The organism is Anaeromassilibacillus sp. 1001302B_160321_C8, from assembly GCF_015554745.1.
GTDB classification, from domain to species: Bacteria; Bacillota; Clostridia; order Oscillospirales; family Acutalibacteraceae; genus Anaeromassilibacillus; species Anaeromassilibacillus stercoravium.
In genome coordinates, this window is sequence record NZ_JADNJD010000001.1 from 16,148 (window position 1) to 42,259 (window position 26,112).

Genomic DNA, 26,112 nt, shown 5'->3' on the forward strand with positions numbered 1-26,112 from the left:
CCTTCCCGAAAAAATTGATAGCCGATTCGATGGAATGCAAAGTTGATGAATCCTTCTGATTTTTGAGATATTGTATAATTTTATATAAAAAACACTCTTTATTCCATCGATTCTTGTGGTTATAATAGCACGGACATTGTGTAAAATCAACAGATGCAATTATAAATGAGATAAAAATACATAAAATTGAAACAAATTTCCATATGCAATTTCGCTGCCTCCGATCGCCTTTACAGGCACGTGGCTTTCCAGTATAATGGGAAAAGATTGACGGAAAACCCTAAAAGGAAGGCGGGGCATATATGGGATCGAGCTATCAAGAAGAATTCGAAGAAATTTTCCGCAGCAAGGTCACGCGGGAAGGGAGCGCGGCGTTTTTGGAATGGCTTTCCAAGACGGACTTTTTTACCGCGCCGGCCAGCACCAAATTCCACTGCGCTTGTCCCTGCGGCCTGGTGCAGCACAGCGTCAGCGTATACCGCACCATGATGGAGCGGTACTTTGACCCGGAGACGGACAGCGAGGAGAGCTTTGCGATCTGCGGCCTGCTGCACGATGTATGCAAGGCGCAGTTCTATAAGGAGGGCACGCGCAACGTCAAAAATGAACAGACCGGTGCGTGGGAGAAGAAGCCCTATTATATGATCGAGGACAGCTTCCCCTATGGGCACGGGGAAAAGTCCGTATTCCTGATTGAGCGCTTCCTGCGGCTCAAGACTAGCGAGGCAATCGCCATCCGTTGGCATATGGGCGGATTTGACGATGCAGCGCGCGGCGGCAGCTTCGCCATCAGCCAGGCATACGACCGCTATCCGTTGGCCGTGAAGCTCCATCTGGCCGATCTGGAAAGCACCTATCTGCGTGAAAAAGGCACTTCCGTAGTGCGTGCACAGCGGTAATTCGGAGGCGAAACACATGCCGGATATTTTGGTGGTCGACGACGAACAGGAGATCGCGGACCTGGTGGAACTCTATTTAAAGAACGAGGGCTATACCCTATATAAATGTTACGACGGCGCACAGGCGTTGGAGCAGATTGCGGCGCGGCCGTTTGACCTGGCGATTTTGGACGTGATGCTGCCGGAGACCAGCGGGTTTGATCTTTGCCGCAAGATCCGGGAGGCCTATACCTATCCGGTCATCATGCTGACCGCGCGCACCGAGGACATGGACAAGATCACAGGGTTGACCATCGGCGCGGACGACTATGTGACAAAGCCGTTCAATCCGTTGGAGTTGGTGGCGCGCGTCAAGGCGCAGCTCCGCCGTTCCACGCGCTATAATGCGGGAGCCGCGCCGGAATCCCATGTGATCGACTTTTCCGGATTGGAGATCAACAAGGATACGCACGAGTGCAGGCTCTACGACCAGCCGGTTGACCTCACCCCAACGGAGTTTTCCCTGCTGTGGATGCTGTGCCAGAACCGGGGGAAGGTGCTATCCGCGGAGGAGCTCTTTGAAGGCGTCTGGGGGGAGAAGTACCTGGACTCCAACAACACCGTGATGGTGCATATCCGCCGGTTGCGTGAAAAGCTGCATGAACCCGCGCGCAACCCAAAGTTCATCAAGACGGTCTGGGGGGTGGGGTACAAAATTGAGGGATAAATACACGCGCCTGAAGATCAAAATGGTGCTGGAATTGGCCGGGGTCACCCTTCTGACGGCTGTCCTGGGGGTCCTTCTGGTGCATATCGTGGTGGACGGGATTTTCCAAGCGCCATTTGCCGATATTTTTGTCGGGTTTTGCCGGAATATCTTGGGGATCAGTGAAGAATTCGCCATTTCCCTCTATCGGAATATTTTCCAGCAAAATAAATCGTTCTTTTTGGTCTTGGGGTTCTTATTCCTGCTGGCCATCGCGGTCTACCTCGCCATGTCGCGCATCAGCCGGTATATGAACCTCATCAGCGAAGGGTTGGACGAGGTGCTGGACGACGGGGGCAAGCCGATTTCCCTGCCGCAGGAGCTCAAGCCGATGGAAAACCGGCTGAACATGCTCCGGGACCGGCTTCGCAGGCGGGAATATGAGGCGAAGGAGGCGGAGCAGCGCAAGAACGACCTGGTGGTCTACCTGGCGCACGATCTCAAAACGCCCCTCACGTCGGTGATCGGCTATTTGAGCCTTTTGAACGACGAAAAAGAGATTTCCCCCGCCCTCCGTGAAAAATATACGGGCATCGCCCTGGACAAGGCCGAGCGGCTCGAAGGGCTGATCGACGAATTCTTTGAAATTACGCGGTTCAATTTGCAGGGGATTGAGCTGGAGCGGTCGCGCGTCAATTTGACGCGCCTGCTGAACCAGCTTGCGGATGAGTTCTATCCGGTGTTTGCCGAAAGCAGACTCACCTGTGAATTGGAAATCCCGCAGGGCCTGGAGGTGTTGGGCGATGCGGACAAGCTTGCCCGCGTGTTTGACAACCTTCTGCGCAACGCCGTCCACTACAGCCCAGAGGGGGCGAAGCTGGCGGTTTCTGCCCGGCGGGACGGCGCGCAGGTGGATGTGTTTTTCCGCAACACCGGGGCGCGCATCCCACAACAGCAATTGGAGCGGATCTTTGAGAAATTTTACCGCCTGGATTCCGCGCGTTCCAGCCGGACGGGGGGCGCGGGGCTTGGCTTGGCGATCGCCAAGGAGATTGTGGAGCTGCACGGCGGCACGATCGCCGCATCCAGCAGAGACGCTTATACCGAGTTCCGCGTTACCCTTCCGGCCGCGCCGGATGCAACCCATACAACGACATTGAAAAAGGAGCAGTTCAACCAATGAAATACCGAACGATTGGAAAAGCCGCTGTAGCGCTTTTGCTCGCCGCAGCGCTTCTTTTTTCCGCTGTGGGTTGCGGCCCGCAGGCGCAGACCGTCCCCGAAACATCTTCCAGCTCTGCCGCGGCGCCGGAACCAGCGGACAGCCCGGAGGAATCCGCTCCGGAACAAGAGGACCTGCCGGTGGGCGTTATCGCGGAGACCGCAGACACCATTACCTATGACGACATGCTGGCCGGGGAAGTCACCATCCAAAAGCGCCCCCAGCGCGTGGTGGTCATGCTCAATGCCGTGATGGAGCTGTGGTACATGGCGGGCGGCACCGCTGTGGCGCGCATTGAAGGGGAGGACAACATCCCCGAGGAGGCGAAGGGTCTCCCGACCATCGGCACCATGAGCACGCCGAGCGTGGAGAAGATCGTCAGCTATGAACCCGACCTGGTGATTCTGGTGAACACGCTGACGAAAAACCGCGAGATCCAGCCCGCCTTGCAGGAGGCCGGTATCCCCAATATTTCGGTGCGCTATAAAGATTACCAGGATTTCTGCGATTTGTTTGAGCTGTTTACCCACATTACCGACCAGCCGGAGCGCCTGGAGGCGCTGGACGACATCCAGGCCCAGGTGGACGCGGAGATCGAACAGGTGCAGGGCAAGCCGGAGCAAAAAGTGATGATCCTCTATGCAACGGCCAAATACGTCAAGGCAGGCGTTCAGGACAGCGTGATCGGCGACATGCTCAACCGCCTCGGCGCGGTGAACATCATCGACGCAGAGGCGGCAAACGGGCAGTCCATGGTGGACTACAGCATGGAGAAGGTGCTGGAGAGCAACCCGGACGTCCTCTTCATCCAGATGGCAAACGGAGGGGAGAAGGCGGAGCAGAACGCCCTGGACGAGATCCAGAACAATCCCGCATGGCAGGAGGTGCGGGCTGTCCAGGAGGGCCGCGTCTACACCGTGCCGCGCGAATACTCCACGCTCAAGCCAAACGCCCGCTATCCGGAGGCGTTTGCCTACTTTGCGGAAAAGCTCTATGGCGATGCATCTTGATGGCGGCCATCGGATCGCTGCGCGCCTGACCGCGCTGACCCTGCTGGCCGGTCTTTGCGCATTGGCATTTCTTCTCAGCATCGGTGCGGGCGCGGTCAACCTGTCTTTGGGCGAGGTTTGGCGGGCCCTGTTCGTGGAGACCAGCGGCGTACGCCGGCAGATTGTCTTTAACCTCCGCCTGCCGCGCGCGCTGGCCGGGGCGATGGTCGGCGCGTGCCTGGCGGTATCCGGCGTGCTTTTGCAGGCGGTGATGCGCAACCCGCTCGCCTCTCCGAGCGTGATCGGCGTCTCCTCCGGCGCGGGCTTTTTTGGAATGCTGGCCATGGTGCTGGTTCCCGGGAACCTGTATGCGGTGCTGCCGCCTGCGGCCTTCTTCGGGGGGCTGGTCACCACCCTGGCGATTTACCTCTTGGCTTGGCGCAACGGCATCAACCCCACCCGCATGATCCTGGCGGGCGTGGCCACATCCACTTTCCTGCGTGCGGGCGTGGACGCCCTGATGGTGTTTTTTCCGGATCAGTTGGCCGGATTTGTCAGCTTTTCCGTGGGGGGGCTTTCCGGTGTGACGTGGCGGCACGTCTGGATGTTGCTTCCCTATGCGGCTGCCGGTTTGTTCTTTGCGGTCCTGCTGTCCCAACGGCTGAACATCCTGCTGCTGGGGGATGAAGCGGCGACCGGACTGGGCCTGCATGTGGAGCGGACGCGGCTGCTGGCGATCGCCGTCTCCGCCCTGCTCGCCGCCGCCGCTGTGAGCGTCGCCGGGCTGCTCAGCTTTGTGGGGTTGATCGCCCCACACCTCATCCGGATGCTGGTGGGCACGGACGAACGCTACCTCGTGCCTGGGGCGGCGCTGGGCGGCGCAGCGCTGGTCATGTTGTGCGATACGCTGGGGCGCGTGGTTGCCCCGCCGATCGAGGTGCCGGTGGGGATTATCCTGGCGATCCTGGGCGCGCCGTTTTTCCTGTATGTCTTGAGGGGGAGGTCGAAACGCGATGTTGCAGGCAAAACATATTACCATCAGCTACGGCGCAAAAACCGTCCTTAAAGACGTCTCCCTCGACTTTGCGGCGGGCTCCCTCACGGCAATCATCGGGCGGAACGGGTGCGGGAAATCGACCTTGCTCAAGGCGATGTCGCGCAGCCTGATCCCGCAGGAGGGCGATGTCCTGTTGGATGGGACGTCCATTTTCCATCAGAACACGAAAAAGCTGGCCCAGCGGCTGGCCATCCTCTCGCAGGGGGTGCGCTCCCCGGAGGATTATACGGTGCGGCGGCTGGTCTGCTGCGGGCGGTATCCCTATGCGGGCTTTGGCGGCCGCCTTTCCCAGAAGGATTTTGACGCCGTGGACCGCGCCCTTGCAGATGTAAACATCGCGCACCTCTGCGACCGCCCGGTGGAGACGCTCTCCGGCGGGGAGCGGCAGCGCGCGTGGATTGCCATGCTGCTGGCCCAGGAACCGGAGGTCATGCTGCTGGACGAACCCACCACCTTTTTGGACATCGGCTGCCAATATGAGATTCTACGCCTGGTGCGGCGGCTCAACCGGGAAAAGGGCATCACCACCGTCATGGTGCTGCACGACCTCAATCAGGCTGCGCGCTATGCCGGCCGCGTCGTGGTGCTGCGCGACCACGGTGTCTTTGCGGACGGTCCGCCGGCCTCCATCCTGACCTCGGACCTGCTCGCTTCGGTGTTCGGCGTCCAGGCACGCGTGCTGCTGGACGAGGCGGCGGGCGTACCGTATTACATCCCCCAGGAAATGGAATGAGGGAAAGGCTGCTGGGCAGTTTAATTTGCTTGTGCCGGCTTTTTTCGTTTGCTGTGCTGGGACGGCCAGGCCCATTTTAAAATAAGATATGCGATCCCCAAGGAGCTGTTGGAAAGCTCTTTGGGGATTTTTTGATTTTTTTGTTGGGAAGCCTTGACAATTCCAAAAAATAGCTGTACTATTGTATTAGATCGTTAGTACAATAGTACAATGGAGGTGAAGATATGGGATGGAACTTAAAATCGGACCGGCCAATCTATGCGCAGTTGATCGAGCAAATTGAGCTGATGATCGTGTCCGGCATGTATCCGCCGGGCGCAAAGCTGCCCTCCGTGCGGGATCTGGCGGCGGACGCCGCCGTGAACCCGAATACGATGCAGCGGGCGCTTTCCCAGCTCGAAACGGACGGACTTTTGTACACCCAACGGACCAGTGGACGATATGTGACGGAGGATGTGGATAAAATTATGCAAACGAAACGGAGCCTCGCCGCGGGGCTGGTAAAAGAATTTTTAGAGAGTATGGGACGCCTTGGCTTCGACCGGCAGCAGGCCATTGAGCTGCTGCAGGCGGGCGAGGACGCAAAGCGCGACAGCGCTTGATGCGGTATGGAAGGGAGGAACGCCGTATGAAAAGGATGGCATTGATGGTCCTGCCGGTCCTGGCCGCCTGCACCCTGTTGGGAGGGTGCTCCTTGGCCGGGGAGGAAAACGCCGGGCAGGGCGGCGATTTAGAGAAAGCGCAGGAGATCCGGGCTGTCCGGGCGGGGGAAGAGGAAACCGCCTACGACACAACCGATCGGGATGCGATCGAAGCGTTTGTGGAAAAACTGCAAATCGACGAATGGAAGTTGGGAGAACTCCCGGAGGACGCGCAGGAGAGCGTCGTCTATACCTTCCAACAGGAGGCCACCGTCCTGTTTGGCGAAACAAGCACGGACGGTTCGATGGACAGAATGGTGGAGCTGACTACTTATGATGGAAGCCCCTATGTTACGCTGCATGTCCTCGGGCAGTCGCTCGATTTTGAGATCCCGCAGGATGCAGCGGAGTATTTGAACCACCCGGAAGACATCGGCTAGGCCGGTTCCGGCGTGCTGCGATCAAAAGAACCGCCCCGGCATTTGACCGGAGGCAAGGAGGAATGATTCATGGAAAACATTTTGGAGTGCCGCGGCTTAGTCAAATTCTTCCCGAACTGCTTGGCGCTCAACAACGTGGACCTGACCGTGCCAAAGGGCCGGATCGTTGGCCTGTTGGGGCCGAACGGCAGCGGGAAGAGCACCTTGATTAAGCTGGCGAACGGCCTGCTGACCCCCACGCAGGGCACCATTTTGGTGGATGGCAAGGAGCCGGGCATTGAGACGAAGAAGATCGTCTCCTATCTGCCGGAGCGCACCTACCTGACGGAGTGGATGACAGTGCAGGATATGCTGGATCTGTTCAACGATTTTTATGCGGATTTCAATATTGCAAAGGCGCGCGACATGCTGGCGCGGCTGAATATCCAGACCAAGGCGCGGATCAAGACGATGAGCAAGGGCACCAAGGAGAAGGTGCAGCTGATCCTGGTGATGAGCCGGGAGGCCCAGCTGTATTTGCTCGACGAGCCGATCGGCGGCGTGGACCCCGCGGCGCGCGATTACATTTTGAATACGATCATCGCCAATTACAATGAAAATGCCACGGTCCTGATCTCCACCCACCTGATTTCGGATGTGGAGCAGATTTTGGACGACGTGATCTTTATCAACCAAGGGAGCGTCGTTTTGACCTCTTCGGTGGACGACATTCGTGAGAAGCAGGACAAGAGCGTGGACGCACTATTCCGGGAGGTGTTCAGATGTTAGGCAAATTGATTAAATACGAATTCAAGGGCACGGCGCGCCTGTATCTGCCCTTCTTTGCCCTTCTGGTCCTCTTGACGGTGGTCAACCGGTTTTCTCTGCAGTTCAGTGTGAGCCATTCTGAGATCATGGAGATTCCGTCGGTACTCGCCATGATGCTCTATATCGTGGCTGTGATTGCAATCTTTGTAATTGCAATGGTGGCGACTGTCCAGCGGTTTTATAAGAACTTTATGACGGACGAAGGCTATTTGATGTTCACCCTGCCGGTATCGCAGGACGGACTCATCCTCAGCAAGCTGATTGTCGCAACGATTTGGAACATCTTCAGCGTCCTGATTGCCATGCTGTCCCTGTTTTTCCTGATGGTCGATGAAGATATCTGGAGCGCCCTGGTCACTGGCGTGGGAGAACTCCAGAAGCTTGCCGCGACGTATGGGATCAACCTATTTTCTGTTTGCGCCATAACGCTTCTGACCATGTTGATCGGTCTGGTCGCCGGGATCTTGCAGATTTACGCGGCGGTTGTGATCGGCTGCACCAGTTCCCGCCACAAGCTGATTTTGGGCCTCGGCGTCTATCTGGGCTTTAACGTGGTCATGCAGACGGCATCCCTGGTGATGCTGCCCCTGATTATGAATTGGCTAACGACAATCAACGAGTTGGGCGACTCCTTCACCCCGCAGCAGGCTATGGGCTTCTTCCAGGGGGTCATGCTCTTGGGGTTGGTTTTCTCGCTGGTGTTCGGTGTAATCTACTATATCATTACCCGCCTGATGCTGAAAAAGAAGCTCAATTTGGAGTAACTTCGGGTTAATTGGCAGTAACCTGCCCGCAAAACGATAGGAGGAACGACATGCACGGTCCCATATACGTCCGGCGCTATTTGCTGAATCTGGCGCGGCTGGGGGTCACGACCGGCCTGGCCGTCGGGCTGTTTGGGACGGCAGCCCTCCTCCTGGCGGGCAGGTTTTTTGCTGCCTATGGCGATCTGTTGTTTTTGGCGGCCGTGCTGCTGCCGGTTTTGGTCTGTCTGCTGGGCTTTGAAAAGAAGCCTCTCCGGGCGGTGGGGCTCACCGCGCGGCGTTGCGATCCCGGCGATTTCTTCTTCGGGATGCTCTGGGCGGCGATTGGGTTTCTTGGAATTCTGTGGGTTGCATTCCTTCTGACGGAGCGAAATGACGTTTGGATCGCCCTGCTCCAGGGCGCCAGCATCCCCCGCCTGGCCCACTATCTCATCGTTGGCTTTTGTGAGGAGCTGCTCTTCCGCGGATACCTGTTTCAGAACTTGTTCTGCGAGTGGCCCTTTTGGAGGAGGAGCCTGCTCTCCGCGGCGGTCTATCTGTTGCCTCACAGCTTGTGTGCAGGCGGGAACGATTTCCCGGCGCTCCTGTTTGTGTGTTTGTTTGGGCTCCTGGCGAATTATCTGACATATTGCACGGGAAGCATTTGGATGGGTGTCGGGTTTCACGGGATGTGGAACCTGTTGGCTGCAACCTGTTTTTGTTGCCCAGAGACCCAAGAAATTGCCGCGCCGCTGTTCCTCCTGTTGTCCTTTCCGCTGTTCCGCGGCCTGTTTCACCGGCGGGGGCGGCGCGCCCAAGCCAGCTGATCCAGCCCCTTGTATTTTTCCACAGAAAGGGATATACTGGAAGCGGTACATGGGGGACGGCACCCATTGCAAAAAACAGGGCATGTACATTTCCCACACGGAGAGGGGACGATACCCATCGAACGGACCATTGTTGTGGAGGACGGATGGGGGAATCGCTGTGAATCCACCTATCCGCGCCGGGCGAAACAATTGGTAAAAAAGGGTAGGGCACGCTTTGTCGGCCCGGACCGGATCCGCCTTGCGTGTCCGCCAGTCGAAACATTGGAGGATATAGCGATGAGCGATATGCAGATTTCCGCACAGGATATTTTGGCACGGATCGACCGCATCTTAGACGATACGGCGTATTTGAAAGACGCCTTTACCACGATTGAAAAGATCCCGCAGGGGGACAATGCCACGGAGACCGCCCGGCTGAAGGCCGAAGCGGTGGAGCGCATGGTCCAATCCCGGGAGAAGACCCATCGCCAGGCGCTTCGCCTGTTGGAATCCCTCGCCTGGGAGTCCGATGAGGAAGCCGGGGAGGACGAAGAAAGCAGCGGCGAGGACGAGACAGAAGAATAAAATCCCAGAGGGCGCGCCCGCGAAAAGCGGGCGCGCCTTTTCCATGCATTTCCTTTGCAGATTCCAGGGGAAATGATGAAATTTCGCATAAATTCTCTTGTCAGAAAACCACCCAAATGTTATAATATAGACAAAATTACGCGGCGGAACTTTTTTGCCTTTTTGAAAGATTGCCGCGTGAAACAAGCAGCAGGGGAGCACCCCAGGAGGAAATGAGAGTATGGAAATAACAATTTGTATCGGCAGTTCCTGCCACCTGAAAGGATCCCGCGATGTCATCAGCATCTTTCAACGCCTGGTTTCGATGAACCATCTGGAAGATAAGATCGACCTGAAGGGCTCCTTCTGTATGGGGGAGTGCACCAACAACGGCGTCTGCGTCTGTTTGGACGGGGAACGCTTTAAGGTCACCCCGCTGGAAACAGAGGCCTTTTTTAACCGCGAAGTCATGAAACGGCTGGAGAAGTAACGCTCCAAGGAGTATCAACGGGGAGTCCCCCTAAGTATGTAGGATAGGTGATGACAAATGAGTATTATTGGCTTGCAGAAAGCAAATTGCAAAAACTGCTATAAATGTGTGAAGGTTTGCCCGGTCAAATCCATCAAGGTAGAAAATGAACAGGCGAAAATCATCGACCGCGACTGCATCCTCTGCGGCACCTGCCTGGAGCAGTGCCCGCAGAACGCTAAGACGGTGGCGAGCGATGTCGCCCTGGTCAAGCAGATGATGAAGAGCGGCGAGCGGGTCATCCTTTCGATTGCCCCGTCGTACTATGGATGCTTTGATTTTGAAGATGTCCATCAGTTTGCGGGTGCGATGAAGGCGCTCGGTTTCTATGGCGTTTCGGAGACCGCGGAGGGCGCGGCGTATGTGACGGCGGAGTACCACCGCATCATGCAGGAGAACAGCATGAAGAATATCATTTCGACCTGCTGCCCGTCCGTCAACCGTTTGATTGAATTGTACTATCCGTCCCTGGTGGACCAAATGGCGCCGGTCGTTTCCCCGATGATCGCGCACGGCCGCCTGCTCAAGCAGAGCTACGGCCCCGGGACGCGCGTCGTGTTTGCAGGCCCCTGCATTGCGAAGAAGGACGAGGCCGCCGACATCCGCCACAACAACGAGATCGACGCGGTGCTGACCTTTGAGGAGCTCGGCGCCTGGCTGAAGGAGGAGCACATTTCCTTTGCCAACGCCGAATCTGCGACGTTCCTCAACCCGAGCTCGAAGATCCTGCGCATGTACCCGATCGAGGAGGGTATCCTCGCATCCTTGCGCTCCAGGGGCGACATCGGCGATTGGAAGCTCCTGTCCGTTTCCGGCTCCGGCGCCTGCATCGACCTGTGCCGCGCCATGGAACGCGGCGAGCTCGACCACTGCTTCATTGAAATCAACATGTGCCGCGACGGCTGCGTCAACGGCCCCGGTTCCGGCACGGATACCGTTTCCCGCTTTGCCTCCCGCGTCCGGATCCGCGATTATGCATATGAGGATGCGGAGTCCTATCCGAACCTGCCGGAGACCATCCCGATGCAGATGCAGTTCGTGGACCGCTCCAGCAAAGAGGACATCCCGGACGAGGAGACGATCCGCGCGATCCTGGCAAAGATCGGCAAGAACGGCCCGGAGGACGAACTCAACTGCGGCTCCTGCGGCTACCCGACCTGCCGCGCAAAGGCCATCGCCGTTTACCAGGGCAAGGCCGAGCTACATATGTGCATGCCGTACATGAAGGAGCGTGCGGAGTCCCTGAGCAACTGCGTGCTTTCGGAGACGCCGAACGTCACCATCATTGTGGACAGCGATTTGAATATCATCGAATTTAACGCCGCGGCGGAGCGCACGTTCCGCATCAGCCGCCATGAGGCGCTGCAAAAGTGCATCTACGAGCTGATCGACAGCTCGGACTTCCAGTTCGTGTTCGACAGCAAGCAGTCGATCACCGACAAGAAGGTACATTATAAAGAATACGGCGTTACGATGGAACAGACCATCGTATACATTGCGAAGGAAAACATCGCAATGGGCATCTTTAAGGACATCACCAAGGAAGAAGCCAACATAGAGAGCCAGTATAAACTGCGTGCGGAGACAATGGAGATGGCGCAGAAGGTCATCGACAAGCAGATGGTTGCAGCGCAGCAGATCGCGAGCCTGTTGGGTGAAACCACGGCGGAGACCAAGGCCACGCTGACCAAGCTGAAAAATATGATCGTGTTCGACGAGGACTGAGCGCCTCCGATGCGGAATTTATGCTGTAAAGGAATGATTGGATGAAAATGCATGTGGATGCCGCATATCGGAGCCTCAACAAATATGGGGAAGAACTTTGCGGCGATAAAGTGAAAATCATACGCGCCCCCGATTCCACCATCGCGGTGCTGGCGGACGGCCTCGGCAGCGGCGTCAAGGCCAATATTCTTTCCACGCTCACCAGCACCATTGTATCGACGATGCTGAACGAAGGGGCCAGCATTGCCGAGGTGGTGGAGACCATCGCAAAGACGCTGCCGGTGTGCAGCGTCCGGAAGCTGGCGTATTCCACCTTTAGCGTGCTGCAAATTTTTGACGACGGCACGGCCCATCTGGTGGAGTTTGACAACCCGCCCTGCATCTTTGTGCGGAACGGCAAAGTGGTCGATCTGGAGTCGCGCAGCGAACTGAAGGAGTACGGCGGCAAGCAGATCTCCGAGTGTACGTTTTCGGTGCGGCCGGGCGACGTGCTTGCGCTCGTCAGCGACGGCGTCATCTATGCCGGCGTGGGCCAGGCGCTGAACTTCGGCTGGAACTGGGATAACGTATCGTCCTGGCTGGCAAAAACTTCCACCAAGGAAAACTCCGCGCCGCGCCTGGCGGTTTCCCTTTCCGAGGCGGTGCGCGAGCTCTATCTCGACAAGCCCGGCGATGATTCGACGGATCTGGTGATCCGTATCGCCCCGAAGAGCGTGGTCAATATGCTCTCCGGCCCGCCGGTCAACAAAGAGGACGACAACCGTATGGTGCATGATTTTATCACCTCCTACGGGAAAAAGGTGGTCTGCGGCGGCACCAGCGCGAACATTGTGGCGCGCGTCCTCAACCGGAAAATTGAAACCTCAATCAATTATGTCGACCCGACGATCCCGCCCACGGGCAAGATCGAAGGCGTGGACCTGGTGACCGAAGGCGTGCTCACCCTGAGCCGCACGGTCGATATTTTGCGTGACTATCTGAATAAAGAGGCCGATTCCTTCTACTTCCACCGGCTGGATGAAGAAAACGGCGCTGCCATGATTGCGAAGATGCTCCTGGAAGAATGCACGGACCTGCACGTCTTCATCGGAAAGGCGATCAATCCGGCGCACCAGAACCCGGGGCTGCCTTCGGATTTGAGTATTAAAATGAAACTGATCGACGAACTGTGCGAACTCGTCAAGAAATTGGGAAAGAACGTCGAAAAAGTTTATTATTAATCACGAAATTAAGGATACCCCTTGCCAGGACAAGAGAAATGATTTAAGATGATAGAAAAGGATTGTTAAAAAAAAGGCAAAGTACCCGAAAGCATGGGCTTGTAAGCCCTTTTTGGCGCCTTTTGTCACAGCCCTTTTAGACGAAGGAAGAATGGAGCCTCTTGGCCTGCGGAGGGACCAGGACGTAGGATGAATGCCGTCAGCTTGTCCCCTATGTCTGATCTGCGTTTTCCAAAACGCCAATTGAGGGAGCAGGTGTAATTTCGAAAAGCGAGGATAGAAGCATGCAATACGATAATGACGCGAAACAACTAAAATATCAAGTGCTCACCCAGGTAGCGAAGTATACCTTTGAGGGAACATTGGATAAGCATATCCAGGAGATTCCGTATGACATTATCCCTGGCCCCGTGCCTACTTTCCGCTGCTGTATCTACCGCGAGCGGGAGATTATCCGCGAGCGTATCACCTCTGCACAGGGGGTCAGTCTTCCGGGCCAGGATGAACGGGGCATTGTCGGCGTTTTGCCGGCTGCCTGCGAGGGCTGTCCGATCAGCCGCTTTACGGTTACAGATAACTGCCAGAAATGTCTGGCGAAAAAATGCCAGGCGGCCTGTCCCTTTGGCGCGATTTCCATCACCGGCAAGGGCGCATACATCGACCCGGCCAAATGTAAAGAGTGCGGACGCTGTGCGGCGGCCTGCCCGTACAACGCGATTTCCGATACCATGCGTCCCTGCATCCGCGCGTGCCCGGTCAATGCGATCAGCAAGGACGACTACAACCGCGCTTCTATCGATTACAGCCGCTGCATCAGCTGTGGCGCCTGCGTGGTCGGCTGCCCGTTCGGCGCGATCACGGACCGTTCGAACATTGTCGCGGTGATTGAGGCCCTCAAGAGCGGCGAGCCGGTCGTTGCCACCTTTGCCCCGGCAATCGAGGGCCACTTTGGCGACGCAAATGTCGGCCAGCTCAAGGCGGCGATCCGCAAGCTGGGCTTTACGGATGTCGTCGAGGTTTCCCTCGGCGCAGACGCCACGGCATGGCATGAAGCACAGGAGCTGAAGGAAGCGGTGGAATCCAACCGCAAGATGACCACTTCCTGCTGCCCGGCCTTTGTGGAGATGATTGAAAAGCATTTCCCGAAGCTGATTCCCAATATTTCCACGACCGGTTCCCCGATGACCCTGGTTTCCCGCTACATCAAAGCGAACAATCCGGGCGCCACGGTGGTCTTCATCGGGCCGTGCATTGCAAAGAAGCTGGAAGCCAAGAAGGTGGAGGACACGGCGGATTATGTCATCACCTTTGAGGAGCTGGCAGCGCTCTTTGAGGCCAAGGGGATCGACGTACACGAGGCTGCGGAAAACGAGCAGGATGGCAGCCGTCTGGGCAAGGGCTTTGCACAGAGCGGCGGCGTAGCTGCATCCGTCGCAGCGGTTCTGGACGATGAAAACTTCGAGATGCCGTTCTCCTGCATCAAGTGCAACGGCGCGAAGGAATGCAAGAAGACCTTGATGATTATGAATGCCAACCGCCTCCAGGAGGACATCGTGGAGGGCATGGCGTGCGAAGGCGGCTGCGTAGCGGGTCCCGGCGGCGTGGAATCCATGCAGAAGCTTTTGAAGAACCGCGCCAAGCTGTTGGCAACCGCCGATAAGCGCGGCATCAAGGAGAACATTGAAGAGATTCACGACTTCTCCAAGATCAATATGGTGGTTCCACACAATGTGTGATCCTCTACCAGGGAAAAGATTTTGGAAGGGCAGCGGCGTCTGCATGAGCAGATGCAAATTGGGGTAAATTGAGGATAGGGGCGCTTGCGCCCATCAAGAAGGGGCGTGGTTCACGCCCCTTATCTTTTATACGGATGTTCAAGATGGATTGGAGAAAGGGGGCTGCGGCTTGGAAGCAGTCACAGCAGTACAGCTCACAAAGACATATGGCGAAGTCCAAGCAGTGCGGGATTTGACCCTCCATGTCCCACAGGGGGGCGTGTTTGGGCTTTTGGGGGCGCAGGGAGCAGGGAAGACAACGGTGATCCGCATGCTCTGCGGGCTCACAAAGCCGACCAGCGGCGAATGCAGCGTGCTGGGGTGTTCCCCGGCAAAGGACCCGGCGGCCGTCCATGCCGTGTGCGGTGTGATGCTTGCAAGCGCCCGGCCATACGCCCATATGACGGGCCAGCAGAATTTGCTGTTTTTCGCACAGGCGGCGGGCATGGCGGAAAAAGCCGCCGAGCGCCGGGTATCGGAATTGATGAAGGATCTGGAGCTTTGGGAGGAACGGGAGAGGCCCGTATCGGAATACTCCACCGGAATGCTGCAAAAGCTCTCCCTGGCGCGCGCTTTGGTCAACTATCCCAGCGTCCTGCTGCTGGATGAACCCACGAGCGGCCTGGACTACGAATCGGCGCATGCATTGCATGCCCTGGTGAGCCAATTCGCCGCGCGCGAAGACACGACGGTCCTGCTCGGTACCTCCATGATGCACTATGCGCAGAGCATTTGCACCGCGTATGGTATTTTGGAGGGCGGGGAGCTGGTTGCCTCCGGCGATTTCCAGTCCCTTCGGGAAGCGGCCGGATGCCGGGCGCATGCGGAATTCCGGCTGAGCGGAGGGGAAAGCCTGGAAGGGTTCCGGCCGGATGAGACCCTGGCCACCGGTCTGTTGGAACACAACGGCTGGTGGCGCGCGGAATTGCGCGATGAGGAGGAGATGCCCCGCCTGTTGCGGAGCATTGTGGAACACGGCTATGACGTTTTGGAGGCCCGGCTGGTTGAGCCGACCTTGGAGGACGTTTATAAACGGACGTTGGAACAGCACCCGGGAAAGGAGGGAACGGCCGATGCTCACGCTGGCTGAACATGCACTGATCCGCAAGGACTTTCTGGAAATTTGGAGTTCCAAGATGGCGCGCGCCACCTTGATTGCCGTCCCCATTGGGCTGGTGGTTGTGGTGCCAGCGCTTTTCCTCGCGGCGGTCTGCCTGGTGCCGTTGGAACAAGCCGCTGGAATCCAGGAGATGCTTTCGCTCCTGCCTTCCCATTTACAGCATTATAACGCGCAGCAGGGATTGTTCTATCTCCTAACCAATACGCTGTTTCCTTTGTTTTTCCTGATGGTCCCGTTGATGGCGTCCGCGGTCTCTGCATCCTGCATTTTTGCAGGGGAAAAAGAGCGCAGGACCATTGAAACGCTGTTGCTCACGCCGCTGCGGGTGCGCCAGATCTTCCGCGCGAAACTGGCGTGCTGCCTGTCTTTATCGTTCGTAACCACCGCCATCTCCTTTGGCGCGTTTACAATCGTTGCCTCCGTCGGGGATATTATGCTGGGGATGTCCTTCTTTTTGAATTGGTCCTGGCTGGTGATCATTTTGTTGCTTTCTCCGGGCTTGATGGTGTTTGGGGCGGTGTTTATGGTGTTTGCGTTCAACCGGACCAGCAGCCGTATCGAGTCCTTCCAGACCGTCGCCTATGTTGCGCTGCCCTTTCTTCTGTTGTACATCGCCCCGTTTACCGGGTTGTTCCGCGTAAATGCTACGGTCTTATTGCTGGCAGCAGCGGTTGTGTGGCTGTGCGACCTTTTCCTCTGGATCTACGACCGGCGCACCTTCCTGCCCGAAAAATTTTTAAACGCGCCCTTGGAAGATTGAAAAAGTGTGCTGCTTGTTTTATCGGACGGAATCGCTTATAATAAGAATGGAACGATTTACAAAGATTTTATGGGGTTAAGAACCGCTGGCTGAATGGATGGGGTGATTGTGTGCCAGCAGATTTGCATTGTCATACAAAGATGTCCGACGGTTCCGTGGGGATTGACGAGCTGGTGCAGTTGGCAAAGCGATCCGGGCTTTCTGCGATCGCCGTGACGGACCACGATACCTTTTCAGGGGCGCTGCGCGCCAAGAGTTATGGGGACCGGATCGGGATGGAGGTGCTGCCGGGGGCGGAGTTTTCCTGCATGGACCCGGCGACCGGCCGGAAAGCGCATGTTTTATGTTATGGGAATGTCCGCGTGCACCGGTTAGAGGGACTTTGTAAAAAAATTGGGGACAACCGCCGGAGATCCGTGAGCGTGTCCCTGCAAAAGGTGATGCGGCTGTATCCCATTACCATGGATATGGTGGTACAGCGTGCCCATGGGAGCAGCAATATTTTTAAGCAACATATTATGCACGCATTGATTGACGCGGGCTATGCGGATTCCTTTTATGGGGCCGTCTATGAAAAATTATTCCGCCCGCGGACCGGCTTTGCCTATTGTAAGACGGAGTACCCGGATGTGCATGACGTCATCGCCCAGATTCACGATGCGGGCGGGATCGCGGTGTTGGCGCACCCGGGGATTTACGACAGCTACGACCTATTGGAGCAGCTGGCGCGCGACCATGAAATCGAGGGCGTGGAGGTCTGGCATACACGCAACCGCGAGGGCGATGCGGAGCGGTTTATGCAGATTGCCACGCAATACCATCTGATTATGACCGGGGGCACGGACTTCCATGGGATGTACAGCAAAGTGACGCATCCCTTGGGAACCTGCACCACACCGGACGATCAGCTTACCCTGCTGAAAAAATTGCGGGTGGAATAGAAGACCCATATAGGAGGAAATACAGGATGGAATATCGTTATAAGACGCGCGGCGTCTGTTCGTCGGAGATTTTGCTCGAGCTGGATGGAGACGTTGTAAAATCGGCCAAATTTACCGGCGGCTGCAATGGGAATTTGAAGGGGATTTGTTCCTTGATCGCAGGAATGAAGGTGGACGATGTCATCGCACGGTGCAAGGGCATCCGGTGCGGCTTTAAGCCGACCTCGTGCCCGGATCAATTGGCCAATGCCCTGACGCAGGCGAAAGAGCAGCAAAAAAAATGAGGGCCTGTCCCATTGGGACAGGGGGAAAAGGGGCTGCAGGTTGCAGCCCCTTTTCGCGCGGAAATTAGCAGCAGCTGTTGCCACAGCCGTTGTCGCAGCCGCAGCCACAACCGTTGTTGTTGGAGTAGCCATAGCCGTTACCGCCGCAGCAGCACAGGAGAATGATGATGAGGATGATGATCCAAGAGCATCCGCAGCCACCTAAGAAGTTGTTGTTACACATAATTGTTTGCCTCCTTTCGAATTACAGTATAGTATATTGCGGGAGGCCAAAAGGTGTTACAACCAAAATCGGCGCGGGAGGATTCTCCGATAAATATTCCTGTGTACAGATGTATATAGATGAAGAACGGGCGTGCGGAACCAGGGGGTACAACTGCACGCAAGGGATATAGACCCTGTTGATTGGAGGAATGTTTTATGACGCCACATCGTCAGGAAGAAGCAAAAAAAAGGGTACCGGCCCATGTGCGGGTTGTGGTAGACGTCCACTGCCCTGTGTGCGGCGCCTCTTTTGACGACATTGTCCGCAGCGGCCGGGCCGGCTGTGCGGAGTGTTACCACACCTTCTCCGACCGGTTAAAGCCGGTGATCGAGCGCATCCACGGGGAAGCAGTGCATCGCGGGAAGGTGCCGGGGGCAAACCTGCCGCAGCCGCGTCAAAGCAGCCAGTTGGTTGTGAAGAGGCGCGCGCTGCGGGAGGCAATCGACACACAGAATTTTGAGTACGCAGCCGCATTGCGCGATCAGATCAAGGCGTTGGAAGAAGGAGGCGGCCACCATGCATAAGTGGTATCAGGAGGCGGGAGAGCAAAACGACGTTGTCATCAGCACGCGCGTCCGCCTGGCGCGCAGTTTGCCGGGGTATCCGTATCCGAAGCGGATGAATGCCGCCGGACGGCAGCAGGTGGAGCAGATGATCTATGAGGCGGCGACCAACGAAAACGCTGCGGTGGGGCATCAGTTCGCCTATTGGCGCATGGAGGACATCGGCCGGACCGACGGCCTTTCCTTGGCGGAACGACGCCTTGTCCAGCCGGACTTTCCTGCGGATCGCATGGGCGGGCTCCTGGTCACCCAAGACGAGAGCCTTTCCTTGTTGGTTAACGGCGAGGACCATCTGCGCATCCAGGTGTTCCGGGCCGGGATGGAGCTGGAAAGCGCCTATGCAGAGGCAGACCATTTGGACACCATCTTGGATAAAGAGTTGCACTTTGCCTTTGACCCGAAGCTCGGCTATTTGACGCAAGACCCCGCGAACTTAGGCACAGGAATGCGGGCCTCCGTATTGCTGCACCTCCCGGCGCTGCATGAAAGCGGTTCGATCGGTCGGATTGCGGCGGGATTGGCGAAGCTGGGCCTTGTGTTGGAGGAGGAACCCTTCGACCCATCCAACGAAGAGGAACAGACCTCGCGGCACCTGCTCTCCAACCGGTTGACCTTGGGGCTGAACGAGGAAGAGGCCCTGCGCAACCTCAAGAGTATTGCGCAGCAGCTTTTGGTGCAGGAGCGCACAGCGCGCCTTTCCCTGGCGGAAAAGCTGGAGATGCAGGACGCCGTAAGCCGGGCGCTTGGAGTCCTGCAAAGTGCGAAGATGTTGGGGGAACAGGAGCTTCCAGACCTGCTGTACCGTGTACGTTTGGGAATTGCAGCTGGGCTGATTTCCGGCGTTGGTGTGGAAAAGATCGACGCCCTGCTGATGGAATTGCAGCCTGCAACCCTGACGTTGGCCTGCGGCCGGCGGTTGAGCCAATCCCAGCGGGACGGCCTGCGCGCAGAAGTGGTGCAGCGTGTCCTTGGATAAAGAGAGGACGGAATGGTTCTGCGAAGGATACCGCATAAATGATAGAACTAGGATGTCCAATTTTGGAAAGAAGGGGACGTTATGACACATCCATCCATTCATCAAACAGAGTTGGCCGCTGCACTGTTCGACCTAGTGGGAGGGCCTGTCCCGCACCCATATGAACAAGAGGAGGAAGCCAGGGCGCTGGCGAAACAGTTGGGAGACCGGTCCAAGGTGCTATTAAAAGTAATCGAGCTCTGCAAAACCCCCACTACACCAGAACAGCTTTATTTGACAGCGCGTGCCTATAGTTTCCTAGGGGGCCCGTATGCAGAAGAGACGGAGCGCTATGCAACTGCCTATCTGTCCACAGACGGTTGGAAGGGGCTACCGCAGCGAACTGTTGAGGAAGAAGGAATTTTGATTAATCAAGCAGCGGCAAACCGGGCCTGCATTGTGTCCGATCTTGCGGCTGCGGAGGAACATCTCGGCAAATTGGAGGCTGCAATTTCGCACTATTTGGAGGCATACCGTTTGGAACCATCTCAGGCTATGTATGCAATCAAGGCGGCAGATGGGATGGCCCAGCGGGGACGGAAAGAGGAGGCGTTGGCGTTCCTGCGGCAACAAAAGAAAAGCCGCTATTATACGCCGGTGGACCGTCCCGGCAGATGGGGCGCGGCGGGCCGCAATGCTACGTTCCAAGAATTGTTAAACGCGCATATTTTGAAATTAGAAGCCAAGTGATCTTGAGCAGTTCAAATGTAAAAAAGCGTTGGTACTACGGAGAAATCCATAGTACCAACGCTTTTTTGTTGAAAGAAACAGAGACCTCTTTTTAGCGGGGACGAGTTCCTTGCCGCCGCCCACAGTGGCTGTGGGCAGGGGGATCCATCCTTCTTAAAGGATATAACCGATCTTTTTCATCACTTTGCGCAGGGTGCGGAGGGAGATGGCCAACGCCTTTTCCGCGCTCGCGCGATAACACTGTTCCAGATAATCCTTGTTTTTGCTGTAGTCGGCATAACGCTCCTGGATGGGGCGCAGATGCTCCACAACGGCTTCTCCGACAGCGGTCTTGAAATCGCCGTAGCCCTTGCCTTCGAATTCGCGTTCGATCTCGTCGAAGGAACGGCCGGTGACTGCGGAATAAATCCCCATCAGGTTGTTTACACCGTCCTTGCCCTCGGCATAGCGCACGCAGGCGTCGCTGTCCGTCACCGCGCGCTTGAATTTGCGCATGATGTCCTCCGGCTTATCCAACAGCGCGATGCAGCCGTTGGCGTTTTCGTCGGACTTGCTCATCTTCTTGGTCGGATCCTGCAGGGACATAATCCGCGCGCCGTTCTTCGGAATGTACGCATCCGGCACCACGAAGGTGGGGCTGTACAGGCCGTTGAAGCGCTCCGCAATGTTGCGGGTCAGCTCCAAATGCTGCTTCTGATCCGCACCGACCGGGACCAGGTCCGCTTGATAAAGGAGGATATCCGCAGCCATCAGCGCCGGATAGGTGAACAGGCCCGCATTGATGTTGTCCGCGTGTTTGGCGGATTTATCCTTAAACTGCGTCATGCGGGAGAGCTCGCCAAACTGGGTGTAACAGTTCAGAATCCACGCCAATTCCGCATGCGTATGGACATGGCTCTGCATGAAGAACAGGCTCTTGTTTACGTCGATCCCGCAGGCCAGTAACAGGGCGTAGGCCTCCAGGATGTTGCGGCGGAATTTTGCCGGCTCCTGCCGCACGGTGATGGTGTGCAGGTCCGCCAGGGCAAAGATACAGTCGAAGTCGTCCTGCAAAGCGACCCAGTTTTTCAGCGCGCCGAGGTAGTTGCCCAGGGTGATGGTGCCGCTGGGTTGGATCGCGCTGAATATGATCTTTTTGCGTTCGGCCGTTTGATTTTCCATGGGAAGCACCCTCCTTACAGGACGTCCTTGGCCAGCTGGCCGAGGAGTTCAATGCCTCGGACAAGCTGCTCGTCGGTCGGCGTCGAATAGTTGATGCGGAAGCTCTGGCAGGGTTCGTTCTCGTCGGTCAGGAACGCATTGCCCGGGACGACGCAGACCTTGCGCAAAACCGCTTCCTTGCAGAACGCGGGCATATCGACCCCGTCCGGCAGCGTGCACCACATGAAGAGGCCGCCTTCAAACGGGTTGTAGGTGATTTTATTCGGGACAAGGCATTCGTCCATCTTGCGCAGCGCCAGTGCGGATTTTACACGGTAAAGCTCGCGCAGGTGGGCAAGGTGCGCCTCATAGTCGTATTTGGTCATGAATTCATGGCAGATGATCTGGCTCCACATATTGGTGTGGACGTCCGCACCCTGCTTGCAGACCACCAGCTTTTGTAGGAGCGGTTTCGGCGCAATGGCGTATCCGACACGCATGCCGGGGGAGATCACCTTGCTGAAGGTGCCCACATAGATCACAATGCCGTCCTCGTCCATGGACTTGATGCACGGGATGTACTCGCCCTTGATGCGGATGTCGCCATAGGGGTTGTCCTCCAGGATCATCACGCCGTACTGCTTTGCCAATGCATAGAGCTGTTTGCGCTTCTCCAGGCTCATGGTGATACCCGAGGGGTTCTGGAAGTTCGGGATGGTATAGATGAATTTGGCGCGGGGCTCCTCTTTGAGGGCGCGTTCCAGCTCGTTCATATCCATGCCGTCGCTCTCCATGGGAACGCCGCGCAAACGGGCGTTGTAGGAGCGGAAGGTATTCAGGGAGCCGATGAAGCTCGGGGCCTCGCAGATCACCACATCCCCCTCGTTGCACAGGGATTTTGTGGTGAGGTCCATCACCTGCTGCGCGCCGGAGGTGATGAGGATGTCGTCAAAGTCGCGGCCAACTTGGTGCTTTTCTTTCATATAAGCGGTCAGGTGTTGGCGCAACGGGAGGTATCCCTCGGTCAATCCATACTGCAACACGTCCACCGGGCGCTCTGCCATAATGCGGGCGGAGATTTCAGCGACCTCTTTGACGGGGAACGCTTCCGGGGCGGGGTTGCCGGCAGAGAGGGAAACCACGGTCGGGTCCGCCGCATACTTAAAGATTTCGCGAATCGCAGACGGCTTGAGGGTCTGCACGCGGTCGGAAATTTTGTATTCCATGACGCAAGTTCCTTTCGTTTAATAAATTCATATTCAGTTTACCACATTTTGCGCATAACGTCCAGCGTGGGCGGGGCATAGGCGTTGAAAGATGCTCGAAAGGGGGCCGAAACGTGCGAAAAGAGGGGAAGATTTGGAAATGGTTTTGTTTCTGGAGGATAGCTTGCAGGAGGAAGGCGGCTTGCATCAGGGAAACTGCGACCGGAGCTTCCAAAATATTACACGAAGTTATGACAAAACTTTCCATATACTTATTGTATAATGTTCCCGTAAACCCTTTTCGATGCCTGGATGCATGTCCGCCCTAAAAGGTGGACAAGCACGAAATCATAGAAGGAGAGCGATGGGAATGGCAAAGGAAAAAGTAGCAGCGCAGGTCCCGGAGGGACAGGCCCCGCCAATCTCCAACCGGCGTGTGGACTTGGAAAACTGGCTGGCGGCCCTTTTGCCGGGGATGCGGGCCGTTGCACGGCAGGCGGTGTTCTTTGTTGTAGGGTTGCTGTGCGCGCGCGGTGTGGTGTTTGGAAAATATGCCCCCTTTGGCGTGGCAGCGGTGGCCGCCATGCCGTACCATTCCATGTGGAGCACCGTGTTGGGATGCGCGGTTGGGTATCTTTTGCCGTCGCAGGTATCGGTGCCCGTCCATTACATTGCGGCCATTCTCGCCGCCGCCGCCATCCGTTGGACGATGAACGACCTGGTGCGCGTGCGCCAGCATCCTGCCTTTGCCCCCATGACAGCCTTTTTGCCCATGCTCTGCACCGGGATGGCGTTGGCGTTTGTAAATGGATCCACGCCCTCGGGGACGGCGATGTATGTGGCGGAATCGCTTCTGGCGGGCGGCGCAGCCTACTTTTTTGCGCATGCGGGCACAGCGCTTGGTTCCCGCCGGAGTGCCTCGGGGCTGAGTGGGCAGGAGATTGCATGCACGCTCCTGTCCTTGGGAATCCTGCTGCTGGCCTTTGCCGATCTGACCATCGGCAGCATCTCACTGGGGCATATTGCGGCCGTATTGGGGATTTTGTTCGCCGCACGCTATGGGGGCGTAGCGGGCGGGGGCATCGCCGGAATCGCAGCGGGGACCCTGTTCAGCCTGGGGACGACGGGGCTGAATTATGTCTCCGGCGCATATGCGCTGGGAGGGCTGATGGCGGGCGTGTTTTCCCCCGTCGGGCGGCTGGCCTCGGCTGCGGCATTTGTTGTGGCGAACGGCGTCGCGTCACTCCAGGTGGGAAACCAGGCTGCCGTGATCAGCGGGCTATATGAAGTCATGGCGGCGTCTGTCCTCTATATCGCGCTCCCCAAGGGAATGGGAAGCAAACTGGTGGGGCTGTTCTCCAGCGGGGACGACCATTCCCGGTCGGACGGCCTGCGCCGCTCCGTCATCATGAAGCTGGACTATGCGGCAAAGGCATTGGGCGGCGTGTCCGAGTCGGTGGAGGAGGTCAGCCGGAAGCTTGGCGCAGCGTGTGCACCGGACATCAACGGCGTGTATAAAAAGGCGATCGACGAAGTGTGCATGGGATGTGGGCTCAAGATTTACTGCTGGGAGCGCAATTATGGCGACAGCATGAACGCCTTTAACGACTTGACGGCCCGCCTGCGCACGCGCGGGCGGATCGACCGCACAGATTTCAGCCCGCATTTTGCAACGCATTGCAGCCGTTTAAACGATATGGTGGAATGCGTGAACCGGAATTACGAGGCGTTTACTGTGCGCCAGGCGGCGGAGGGCCGCATCGCGCAGGTGCGCAATATGGTGGCCAATCAGTTTACAACCACCAGCCGGATGCTGGAGGACATGGCCAGCGAAATGGAGCTCTTTGAACGCTTTGATTTCGCCGCTGCGCAGCAGGTTTCAGAGGTCCTGCGGGCCGCCGGTGTGACACCCATCGAGGTGAGCTGCCGGGTGGATCAATTCAACCGCATGTCGATTGAGATTGAGGCCATGCAGGTGGAGCGGATGCGTCTGAACCGCGGCGCGGTGGTGAAGGAGATTTCCCGCGCGTGTGGCCGGCTGTTTGAGACGCCCTGTATCAGCACGGCGCAGGGGAAATGCCGGATGCAGATGAGCGAGCGTCCGGTGTACCGTGTACAGACCGGATGTTACCAGCATGTGTGCGGGGACGGTCAGCTCTGCGGGGATAGTTACGCATGCTTCAACGACGGCAGCGGCCGTCAAGTGGCGATTATCAGCGATGGGATGGGATCGGGCGGACGGGCTGCGGTGGATGGCGCGATGGCGAGCGGCATCTTCTCGCAGCTCGTAAAGGCCGGCATCGGATTTGATACCGCATTAAAAATCGTCAATTCCGCTTTGGTGGTTAAAAGCGGGGACGAGTCCCTTGCGACGATCGATGTGGCGGTCTTGGATCTGTTCAGCGGATGCGTCGAGCTGCGCAAGGCGGGCGCGCCGGTTACGATCCTGCGGCAGGATGGACAAGCCAAACGCATCGACGCCCCTTCGCTGCCGGTCGGCATTTTAAACGACGCCCATTTTGCAAAGGCGGACGCGGTGCTCAGGGACGGCGACCTGGTGGTCCTGCTGAGCGACGGCGCGCTCGCCGCCGGGGACGATTGGCTGTGCGAGACGGTGGAACAGTGGCAGGGCCTTTCGCCGCAGGATCTCGCGGAGGAACTGGTGGCGGAAGCGGTGGCAAGGCGTTCGGACGGCCACGACGACGATGTGACAGTCCTGGTGCTGCGCATGACCACACCCCAGCCAATCCCCAAGGACGAGGACGAAGAAAAGGCCGGGTAAAAAGATTTAAATAGAGAAAAAGAGCTGTAGGGAACCTTTCCTACAGCTCTTTTTAAAACCCATCCGCATGGAGTTTATTCTTGAAATTCTTTGCGCAAAACCTCATGGGGCGGCTCGATTTCCTTTGCAATCGTGTGTTCCGTCAATTCGGACAGCAGTTTAATCTTCTGGTTGAGAATCGGCCGCATACAATTGGGGACATGCTCCTGGTGTGCCCGGTGGATGGCCACACATTCTTTGCAATTCCCATGGTAGCGGCAGGCCTTCTGGCAAGGACAATGGTCTTTGTCTTTGTATTCCTCCCGGAATTCCGCCGCAAATTCTTCCTGCAATTTTAAGCCCTCTTGCCGGTTGCCCTTGTGAAATTCAGCCATAGCGTCCAATTCTTTTTGATTTCCCTCGATTTTCATCTTGTCATCCCCTTTTGCAAATATAAATCGGCGCCCTAAGATCAAACTTGTTTCAGAACCGCAGGACGGTTGTCCCTTGAAAAGAGGCGCTCTCTTTTG

General features: G+C 57.0%; 28 protein-coding genes. 24 read left to right on the top strand and 4 right to left on the bottom strand.

The features are described 5' to 3' along the window. Positions 1–302 precede the first annotated feature (302 nt). From I2E77_RS00060 to I2E77_RS00155, 20 genes are all read left to right on the top strand, one after another. Positions 303–899 (top strand): hydrolase, encoded by a 597-nt coding sequence (locus I2E77_RS00060; RefSeq protein ID WP_087229647.1) that lies wholly within the window; start codon positions 303–305, stop codon positions 897–899. Between the two features lie 16 nt (positions 900–915). Next, positions 916–1,605, top strand: coding sequence for a VanR-ABDEGLN family response regulator transcription factor (vanR, locus tag I2E77_RS00065; RefSeq protein WP_087229650.1), 690 nt, complete (start codon positions 916–918; stop codon positions 1,603–1,605). Further along, positions 1,595–2,767, top strand: a complete 1,173-nt coding sequence (locus I2E77_RS00070; protein WP_087229653.1) for a sensor histidine kinase — start codon at positions 1,595–1,597, stop codon at positions 2,765–2,767. The genes vanR and I2E77_RS00070 overlap by 11 nt, the downstream gene beginning before the upstream one ends. Next, positions 2,764–3,816: an ABC transporter substrate-binding protein gene (locus I2E77_RS00075; protein ID WP_195450373.1), complete on the top strand. Its 1,053-nt coding sequence runs from the start codon at positions 2,764–2,766 to the stop codon at positions 3,814–3,816. Before I2E77_RS00070 ends, I2E77_RS00075 begins: the two co-directional genes overlap by 4 nt. Then, positions 3,800–4,861, top strand: a complete 1,062-nt coding sequence (locus tag I2E77_RS00080; protein ID WP_195450374.1) for a FecCD family ABC transporter permease — start codon at positions 3,800–3,802, stop codon at positions 4,859–4,861. Before I2E77_RS00075 ends, I2E77_RS00080 begins: the two co-directional genes overlap by 17 nt. Continuing rightward, entirely contained in the window at positions 4,809–5,585 is a 777-nt protein-coding gene (locus I2E77_RS00085; RefSeq protein ID WP_195450375.1) for an ABC transporter ATP-binding protein, read from the top strand. Before I2E77_RS00080 ends, I2E77_RS00085 begins: the two co-directional genes overlap by 53 nt. A gap of 224 nt (positions 5,586–5,809) precedes the next feature. Then, positions 5,810–6,187: a GntR family transcriptional regulator gene (locus tag I2E77_RS00090; protein ID WP_087229665.1), complete on the top strand. Its 378-nt coding sequence runs from the start codon at positions 5,810–5,812 to the stop codon at positions 6,185–6,187. Between the two features lie 26 nt (positions 6,188–6,213). Next, the gene (locus tag I2E77_RS00095; protein ID WP_195450376.1) at positions 6,214–6,666 is read left to right on the top strand and encodes a hypothetical protein; all 453 of its coding nucleotides are present in this window, start codon (positions 6,214–6,216) and stop codon (positions 6,664–6,666) included. A 69-nt stretch (positions 6,667–6,735) separates the two neighbouring features. Then, positions 6,736–7,434, top strand: a complete 699-nt coding sequence (locus I2E77_RS00100) for an ABC transporter ATP-binding protein (protein WP_087229671.1) — start codon at positions 6,736–6,738, stop codon at positions 7,432–7,434. Next, a complete protein-coding gene (locus I2E77_RS00105) occupies positions 7,428–8,237 on the top strand; it encodes a hypothetical protein (RefSeq protein ID WP_191441536.1) in 810 nt (269 codons plus the stop codon). Before I2E77_RS00100 ends, I2E77_RS00105 begins: the two co-directional genes overlap by 7 nt. Positions 8,238–8,287: 50 nt before the next feature. After that, positions 8,288–9,043, top strand: a complete 756-nt coding sequence (locus tag I2E77_RS00110; protein ID WP_195450377.1) for a CPBP family intramembrane glutamic endopeptidase — start codon at positions 8,288–8,290, stop codon at positions 9,041–9,043. A 66-nt stretch (positions 9,044–9,109) separates the two neighbouring features. Beyond that, on the top strand, positions 9,110–9,610 hold the full coding sequence (locus tag I2E77_RS00115) for a hypothetical protein (protein WP_140400306.1): 501 nt from the start codon (positions 9,110–9,112) through the stop codon (positions 9,608–9,610). Between the two features lie 220 nt (positions 9,611–9,830). Next, positions 9,831–10,079, top strand: coding sequence for a (2Fe-2S) ferredoxin domain-containing protein (locus I2E77_RS00120; protein ID WP_195450378.1), 249 nt, complete (start codon positions 9,831–9,833; stop codon positions 10,077–10,079). A gap of 57 nt (positions 10,080–10,136) precedes the next feature. Continuing rightward, complete coding sequence (locus I2E77_RS00125) at positions 10,137–11,843, top strand: [Fe-Fe] hydrogenase large subunit C-terminal domain-containing protein (protein WP_191448341.1); 1,707 nt, start codon at positions 10,137–10,139, stop codon at positions 11,841–11,843. Positions 11,844–11,884: 41 nt separating this feature from the next. Further along, positions 11,885–13,063, top strand: coding sequence for a SpoIIE family protein phosphatase (locus I2E77_RS00130; protein ID WP_087229689.1), 1,179 nt, complete (start codon positions 11,885–11,887; stop codon positions 13,061–13,063). A 284-nt stretch (positions 13,064–13,347) separates the two neighbouring features. After that, complete coding sequence (locus I2E77_RS00135; protein ID WP_087229692.1) at positions 13,348–14,799, top strand: 4Fe-4S dicluster domain-containing protein; 1,452 nt, start codon at positions 13,348–13,350, stop codon at positions 14,797–14,799. Between the two features lie 169 nt (positions 14,800–14,968). Beyond that, positions 14,969–15,928 (top strand): ABC transporter ATP-binding protein, encoded by a 960-nt coding sequence (locus tag I2E77_RS00140; RefSeq protein WP_191448340.1) that lies wholly within the window; start codon positions 14,969–14,971, stop codon positions 15,926–15,928. Continuing rightward, positions 15,912–16,718 carry an ABC transporter permease gene (locus tag I2E77_RS00145; RefSeq protein WP_191362748.1) on the top strand — a complete coding sequence of 269 codons (807 nt, stop codon included), beginning with the start codon at positions 15,912–15,914 and terminating at the stop codon, positions 16,716–16,718. Before I2E77_RS00140 ends, I2E77_RS00145 begins: the two co-directional genes overlap by 17 nt. A 110-nt stretch (positions 16,719–16,828) precedes the next feature. After that, positions 16,829–17,659, top strand: a complete 831-nt coding sequence (locus I2E77_RS00150) for a PHP domain-containing protein (protein WP_087229701.1) — start codon at positions 16,829–16,831, stop codon at positions 17,657–17,659. A gap of 26 nt (positions 17,660–17,685) precedes the next feature. Then, complete coding sequence (locus tag I2E77_RS00155) at positions 17,686–17,943, top strand: TIGR03905 family TSCPD domain-containing protein (RefSeq protein WP_191362746.1); 258 nt, start codon at positions 17,686–17,688, stop codon at positions 17,941–17,943. Between the two features lie 64 nt (positions 17,944–18,007). Here the strand turns inward: I2E77_RS00155 and I2E77_RS00160 are convergent, their stop codons facing one another. Beyond that, positions 18,008–18,166, bottom strand: coding sequence for a hypothetical protein (locus I2E77_RS00160; RefSeq protein ID WP_172749505.1), 159 nt, complete (start codon positions 18,164–18,166; stop codon positions 18,008–18,010). A gap of 197 nt (positions 18,167–18,363) precedes the next feature. Here I2E77_RS00160 and I2E77_RS00165 point away from each other — a divergent pair, with 197 nt between their 5' ends. The 3 genes from I2E77_RS00165 to I2E77_RS00175 all read left to right on the top strand — a co-directional run bounded on the left by I2E77_RS00165 (position 18,364) and on the right by I2E77_RS00175 (position 20,476). After that, entirely contained in the window at positions 18,364–18,732 is a 369-nt protein-coding gene (locus tag I2E77_RS00165; RefSeq protein ID WP_195450379.1) for a UvrB/UvrC motif-containing protein, read from the top strand. Further along, positions 18,725–19,747, top strand: a complete 1,023-nt coding sequence (locus I2E77_RS00170) for an ATP--guanido phosphotransferase (protein WP_195450380.1) — start codon at positions 18,725–18,727, stop codon at positions 19,745–19,747. The genes I2E77_RS00165 and I2E77_RS00170 overlap by 8 nt, the downstream gene beginning before the upstream one ends. A gap of 81 nt (positions 19,748–19,828) precedes the next feature. Then, on the top strand, positions 19,829–20,476 hold the full coding sequence (locus I2E77_RS00175; RefSeq protein WP_191395442.1) for a hypothetical protein: 648 nt from the start codon (positions 19,829–19,831) through the stop codon (positions 20,474–20,476). 153 nt (positions 20,477–20,629) lie between these two features. Here I2E77_RS00175 and trpS read toward each other — a convergent pair whose 3' ends face one another. Both trpS and I2E77_RS00185 read right to left on the bottom strand, forming a co-directional pair. After that, complete coding sequence (gene trpS / locus I2E77_RS00180) at positions 20,630–21,637, bottom strand: tryptophan--tRNA ligase (protein ID WP_195450381.1); 1,008 nt, start codon at positions 21,635–21,637, stop codon at positions 20,630–20,632. A 14-nt stretch (positions 21,638–21,651) separates the two neighbouring features. Next, positions 21,652–22,842 (bottom strand): aminotransferase-like domain-containing protein, encoded by a 1,191-nt coding sequence (locus I2E77_RS00185; RefSeq protein ID WP_195450382.1) that lies wholly within the window; start codon positions 22,840–22,842, stop codon positions 21,652–21,654. A gap of 349 nt (positions 22,843–23,191) precedes the next feature. On the opposite strand from I2E77_RS00185, the gene I2E77_RS00190 reads away from it, so the two are divergent. Continuing rightward, positions 23,192–25,603 carry a SpoIIE family protein phosphatase gene (locus I2E77_RS00190; RefSeq protein WP_243252477.1) on the top strand — a complete coding sequence of 804 codons (2,412 nt, stop codon included), beginning with the start codon at positions 23,192–23,194 and terminating at the stop codon, positions 25,601–25,603. Positions 25,604–25,677: 74 nt separating this feature from the next. Here the strand turns inward: I2E77_RS00190 and I2E77_RS00195 are convergent, their stop codons facing one another. Then, on the bottom strand, positions 25,678–26,013 hold the full coding sequence (locus I2E77_RS00195) for an LPS biosynthesis protein (protein WP_087229720.1): 336 nt from the start codon (positions 26,011–26,013) through the stop codon (positions 25,678–25,680). Between the last annotated feature and the right edge of the window lie 99 nt (positions 26,014–26,112).

Coding starts and splice junctions, on each gene's coding strand:
- I2E77_RS00060 (WP_087229647.1), top strand. CDS start 303: ATGGGATCGAGCTATCAAGAAGAATTCGAAGAAATTTTCCGCAGCAAG.
- vanR (WP_087229650.1), top strand. CDS start 916: ATGCCGGATATTTTGGTGGTCGACGACGAACAGGAGATCGCGGACCTG.
- I2E77_RS00075 (WP_195450373.1), top strand. CDS start 2,764: ATGAAATACCGAACGATTGGAAAAGCCGCTGTAGCGCTTTTGCTCGCC.
- I2E77_RS00080 (WP_195450374.1), top strand. CDS start 3,800: ATGGCGATGCATCTTGATGGCGGCCATCGGATCGCTGCGCGCCTGACC.
- I2E77_RS00085 (WP_195450375.1), top strand. CDS start 4,809: ATGTTGCAGGCAAAACATATTACCATCAGCTACGGCGCAAAAACCGTC.
- I2E77_RS00090 (WP_087229665.1), top strand. CDS start 5,810: ATGGGATGGAACTTAAAATCGGACCGGCCAATCTATGCGCAGTTGATC.
- I2E77_RS00095 (WP_195450376.1), top strand. CDS start 6,214: ATGAAAAGGATGGCATTGATGGTCCTGCCGGTCCTGGCCGCCTGCACC.
- I2E77_RS00100 (WP_087229671.1), top strand. CDS start 6,736: ATGGAAAACATTTTGGAGTGCCGCGGCTTAGTCAAATTCTTCCCGAAC.
- I2E77_RS00105 (WP_191441536.1), top strand. CDS start 7,428: ATGTTAGGCAAATTGATTAAATACGAATTCAAGGGCACGGCGCGCCTG.
- I2E77_RS00110 (WP_195450377.1), top strand. CDS start 8,288: ATGCACGGTCCCATATACGTCCGGCGCTATTTGCTGAATCTGGCGCGG.
- I2E77_RS00120 (WP_195450378.1), top strand. CDS start 9,831: ATGGAAATAACAATTTGTATCGGCAGTTCCTGCCACCTGAAAGGATCC.
- I2E77_RS00125 (WP_191448341.1), top strand. CDS start 10,137: ATGAGTATTATTGGCTTGCAGAAAGCAAATTGCAAAAACTGCTATAAA.
- I2E77_RS00130 (WP_087229689.1), top strand. CDS start 11,885: ATGAAAATGCATGTGGATGCCGCATATCGGAGCCTCAACAAATATGGG.
- I2E77_RS00135 (WP_087229692.1), top strand. CDS start 13,348: ATGCAATACGATAATGACGCGAAACAACTAAAATATCAAGTGCTCACC.
- I2E77_RS00145 (WP_191362748.1), top strand. CDS start 15,912: ATGCTCACGCTGGCTGAACATGCACTGATCCGCAAGGACTTTCTGGAA.
- I2E77_RS00155 (WP_191362746.1), top strand. CDS start 17,686: ATGGAATATCGTTATAAGACGCGCGGCGTCTGTTCGTCGGAGATTTTG.
- I2E77_RS00160 (WP_172749505.1), bottom strand. CDS start 18,166: ATGTGTAACAACAACTTCTTAGGTGGCTGCGGATGCTCTTGGATCATC.
- I2E77_RS00165 (WP_195450379.1), top strand. CDS start 18,364: ATGACGCCACATCGTCAGGAAGAAGCAAAAAAAAGGGTACCGGCCCAT.
- I2E77_RS00170 (WP_195450380.1), top strand. CDS start 18,725: ATGCATAAGTGGTATCAGGAGGCGGGAGAGCAAAACGACGTTGTCATC.
- I2E77_RS00175 (WP_191395442.1), top strand. CDS start 19,829: ATGACACATCCATCCATTCATCAAACAGAGTTGGCCGCTGCACTGTTC.
- trpS (WP_195450381.1), bottom strand. CDS start 21,637: ATGGAAAATCAAACGGCCGAACGCAAAAAGATCATATTCAGCGCGATC.
- I2E77_RS00185 (WP_195450382.1), bottom strand. CDS start 22,842: ATGGAATACAAAATTTCCGACCGCGTGCAGACCCTCAAGCCGTCTGCG.
- I2E77_RS00190 (WP_243252477.1), top strand. CDS start 23,192: ATGGCAAAGGAAAAAGTAGCAGCGCAGGTCCCGGAGGGACAGGCCCCG.
- I2E77_RS00195 (WP_087229720.1), bottom strand. CDS start 26,013: ATGAAAATCGAGGGAAATCAAAAAGAATTGGACGCTATGGCTGAATTT.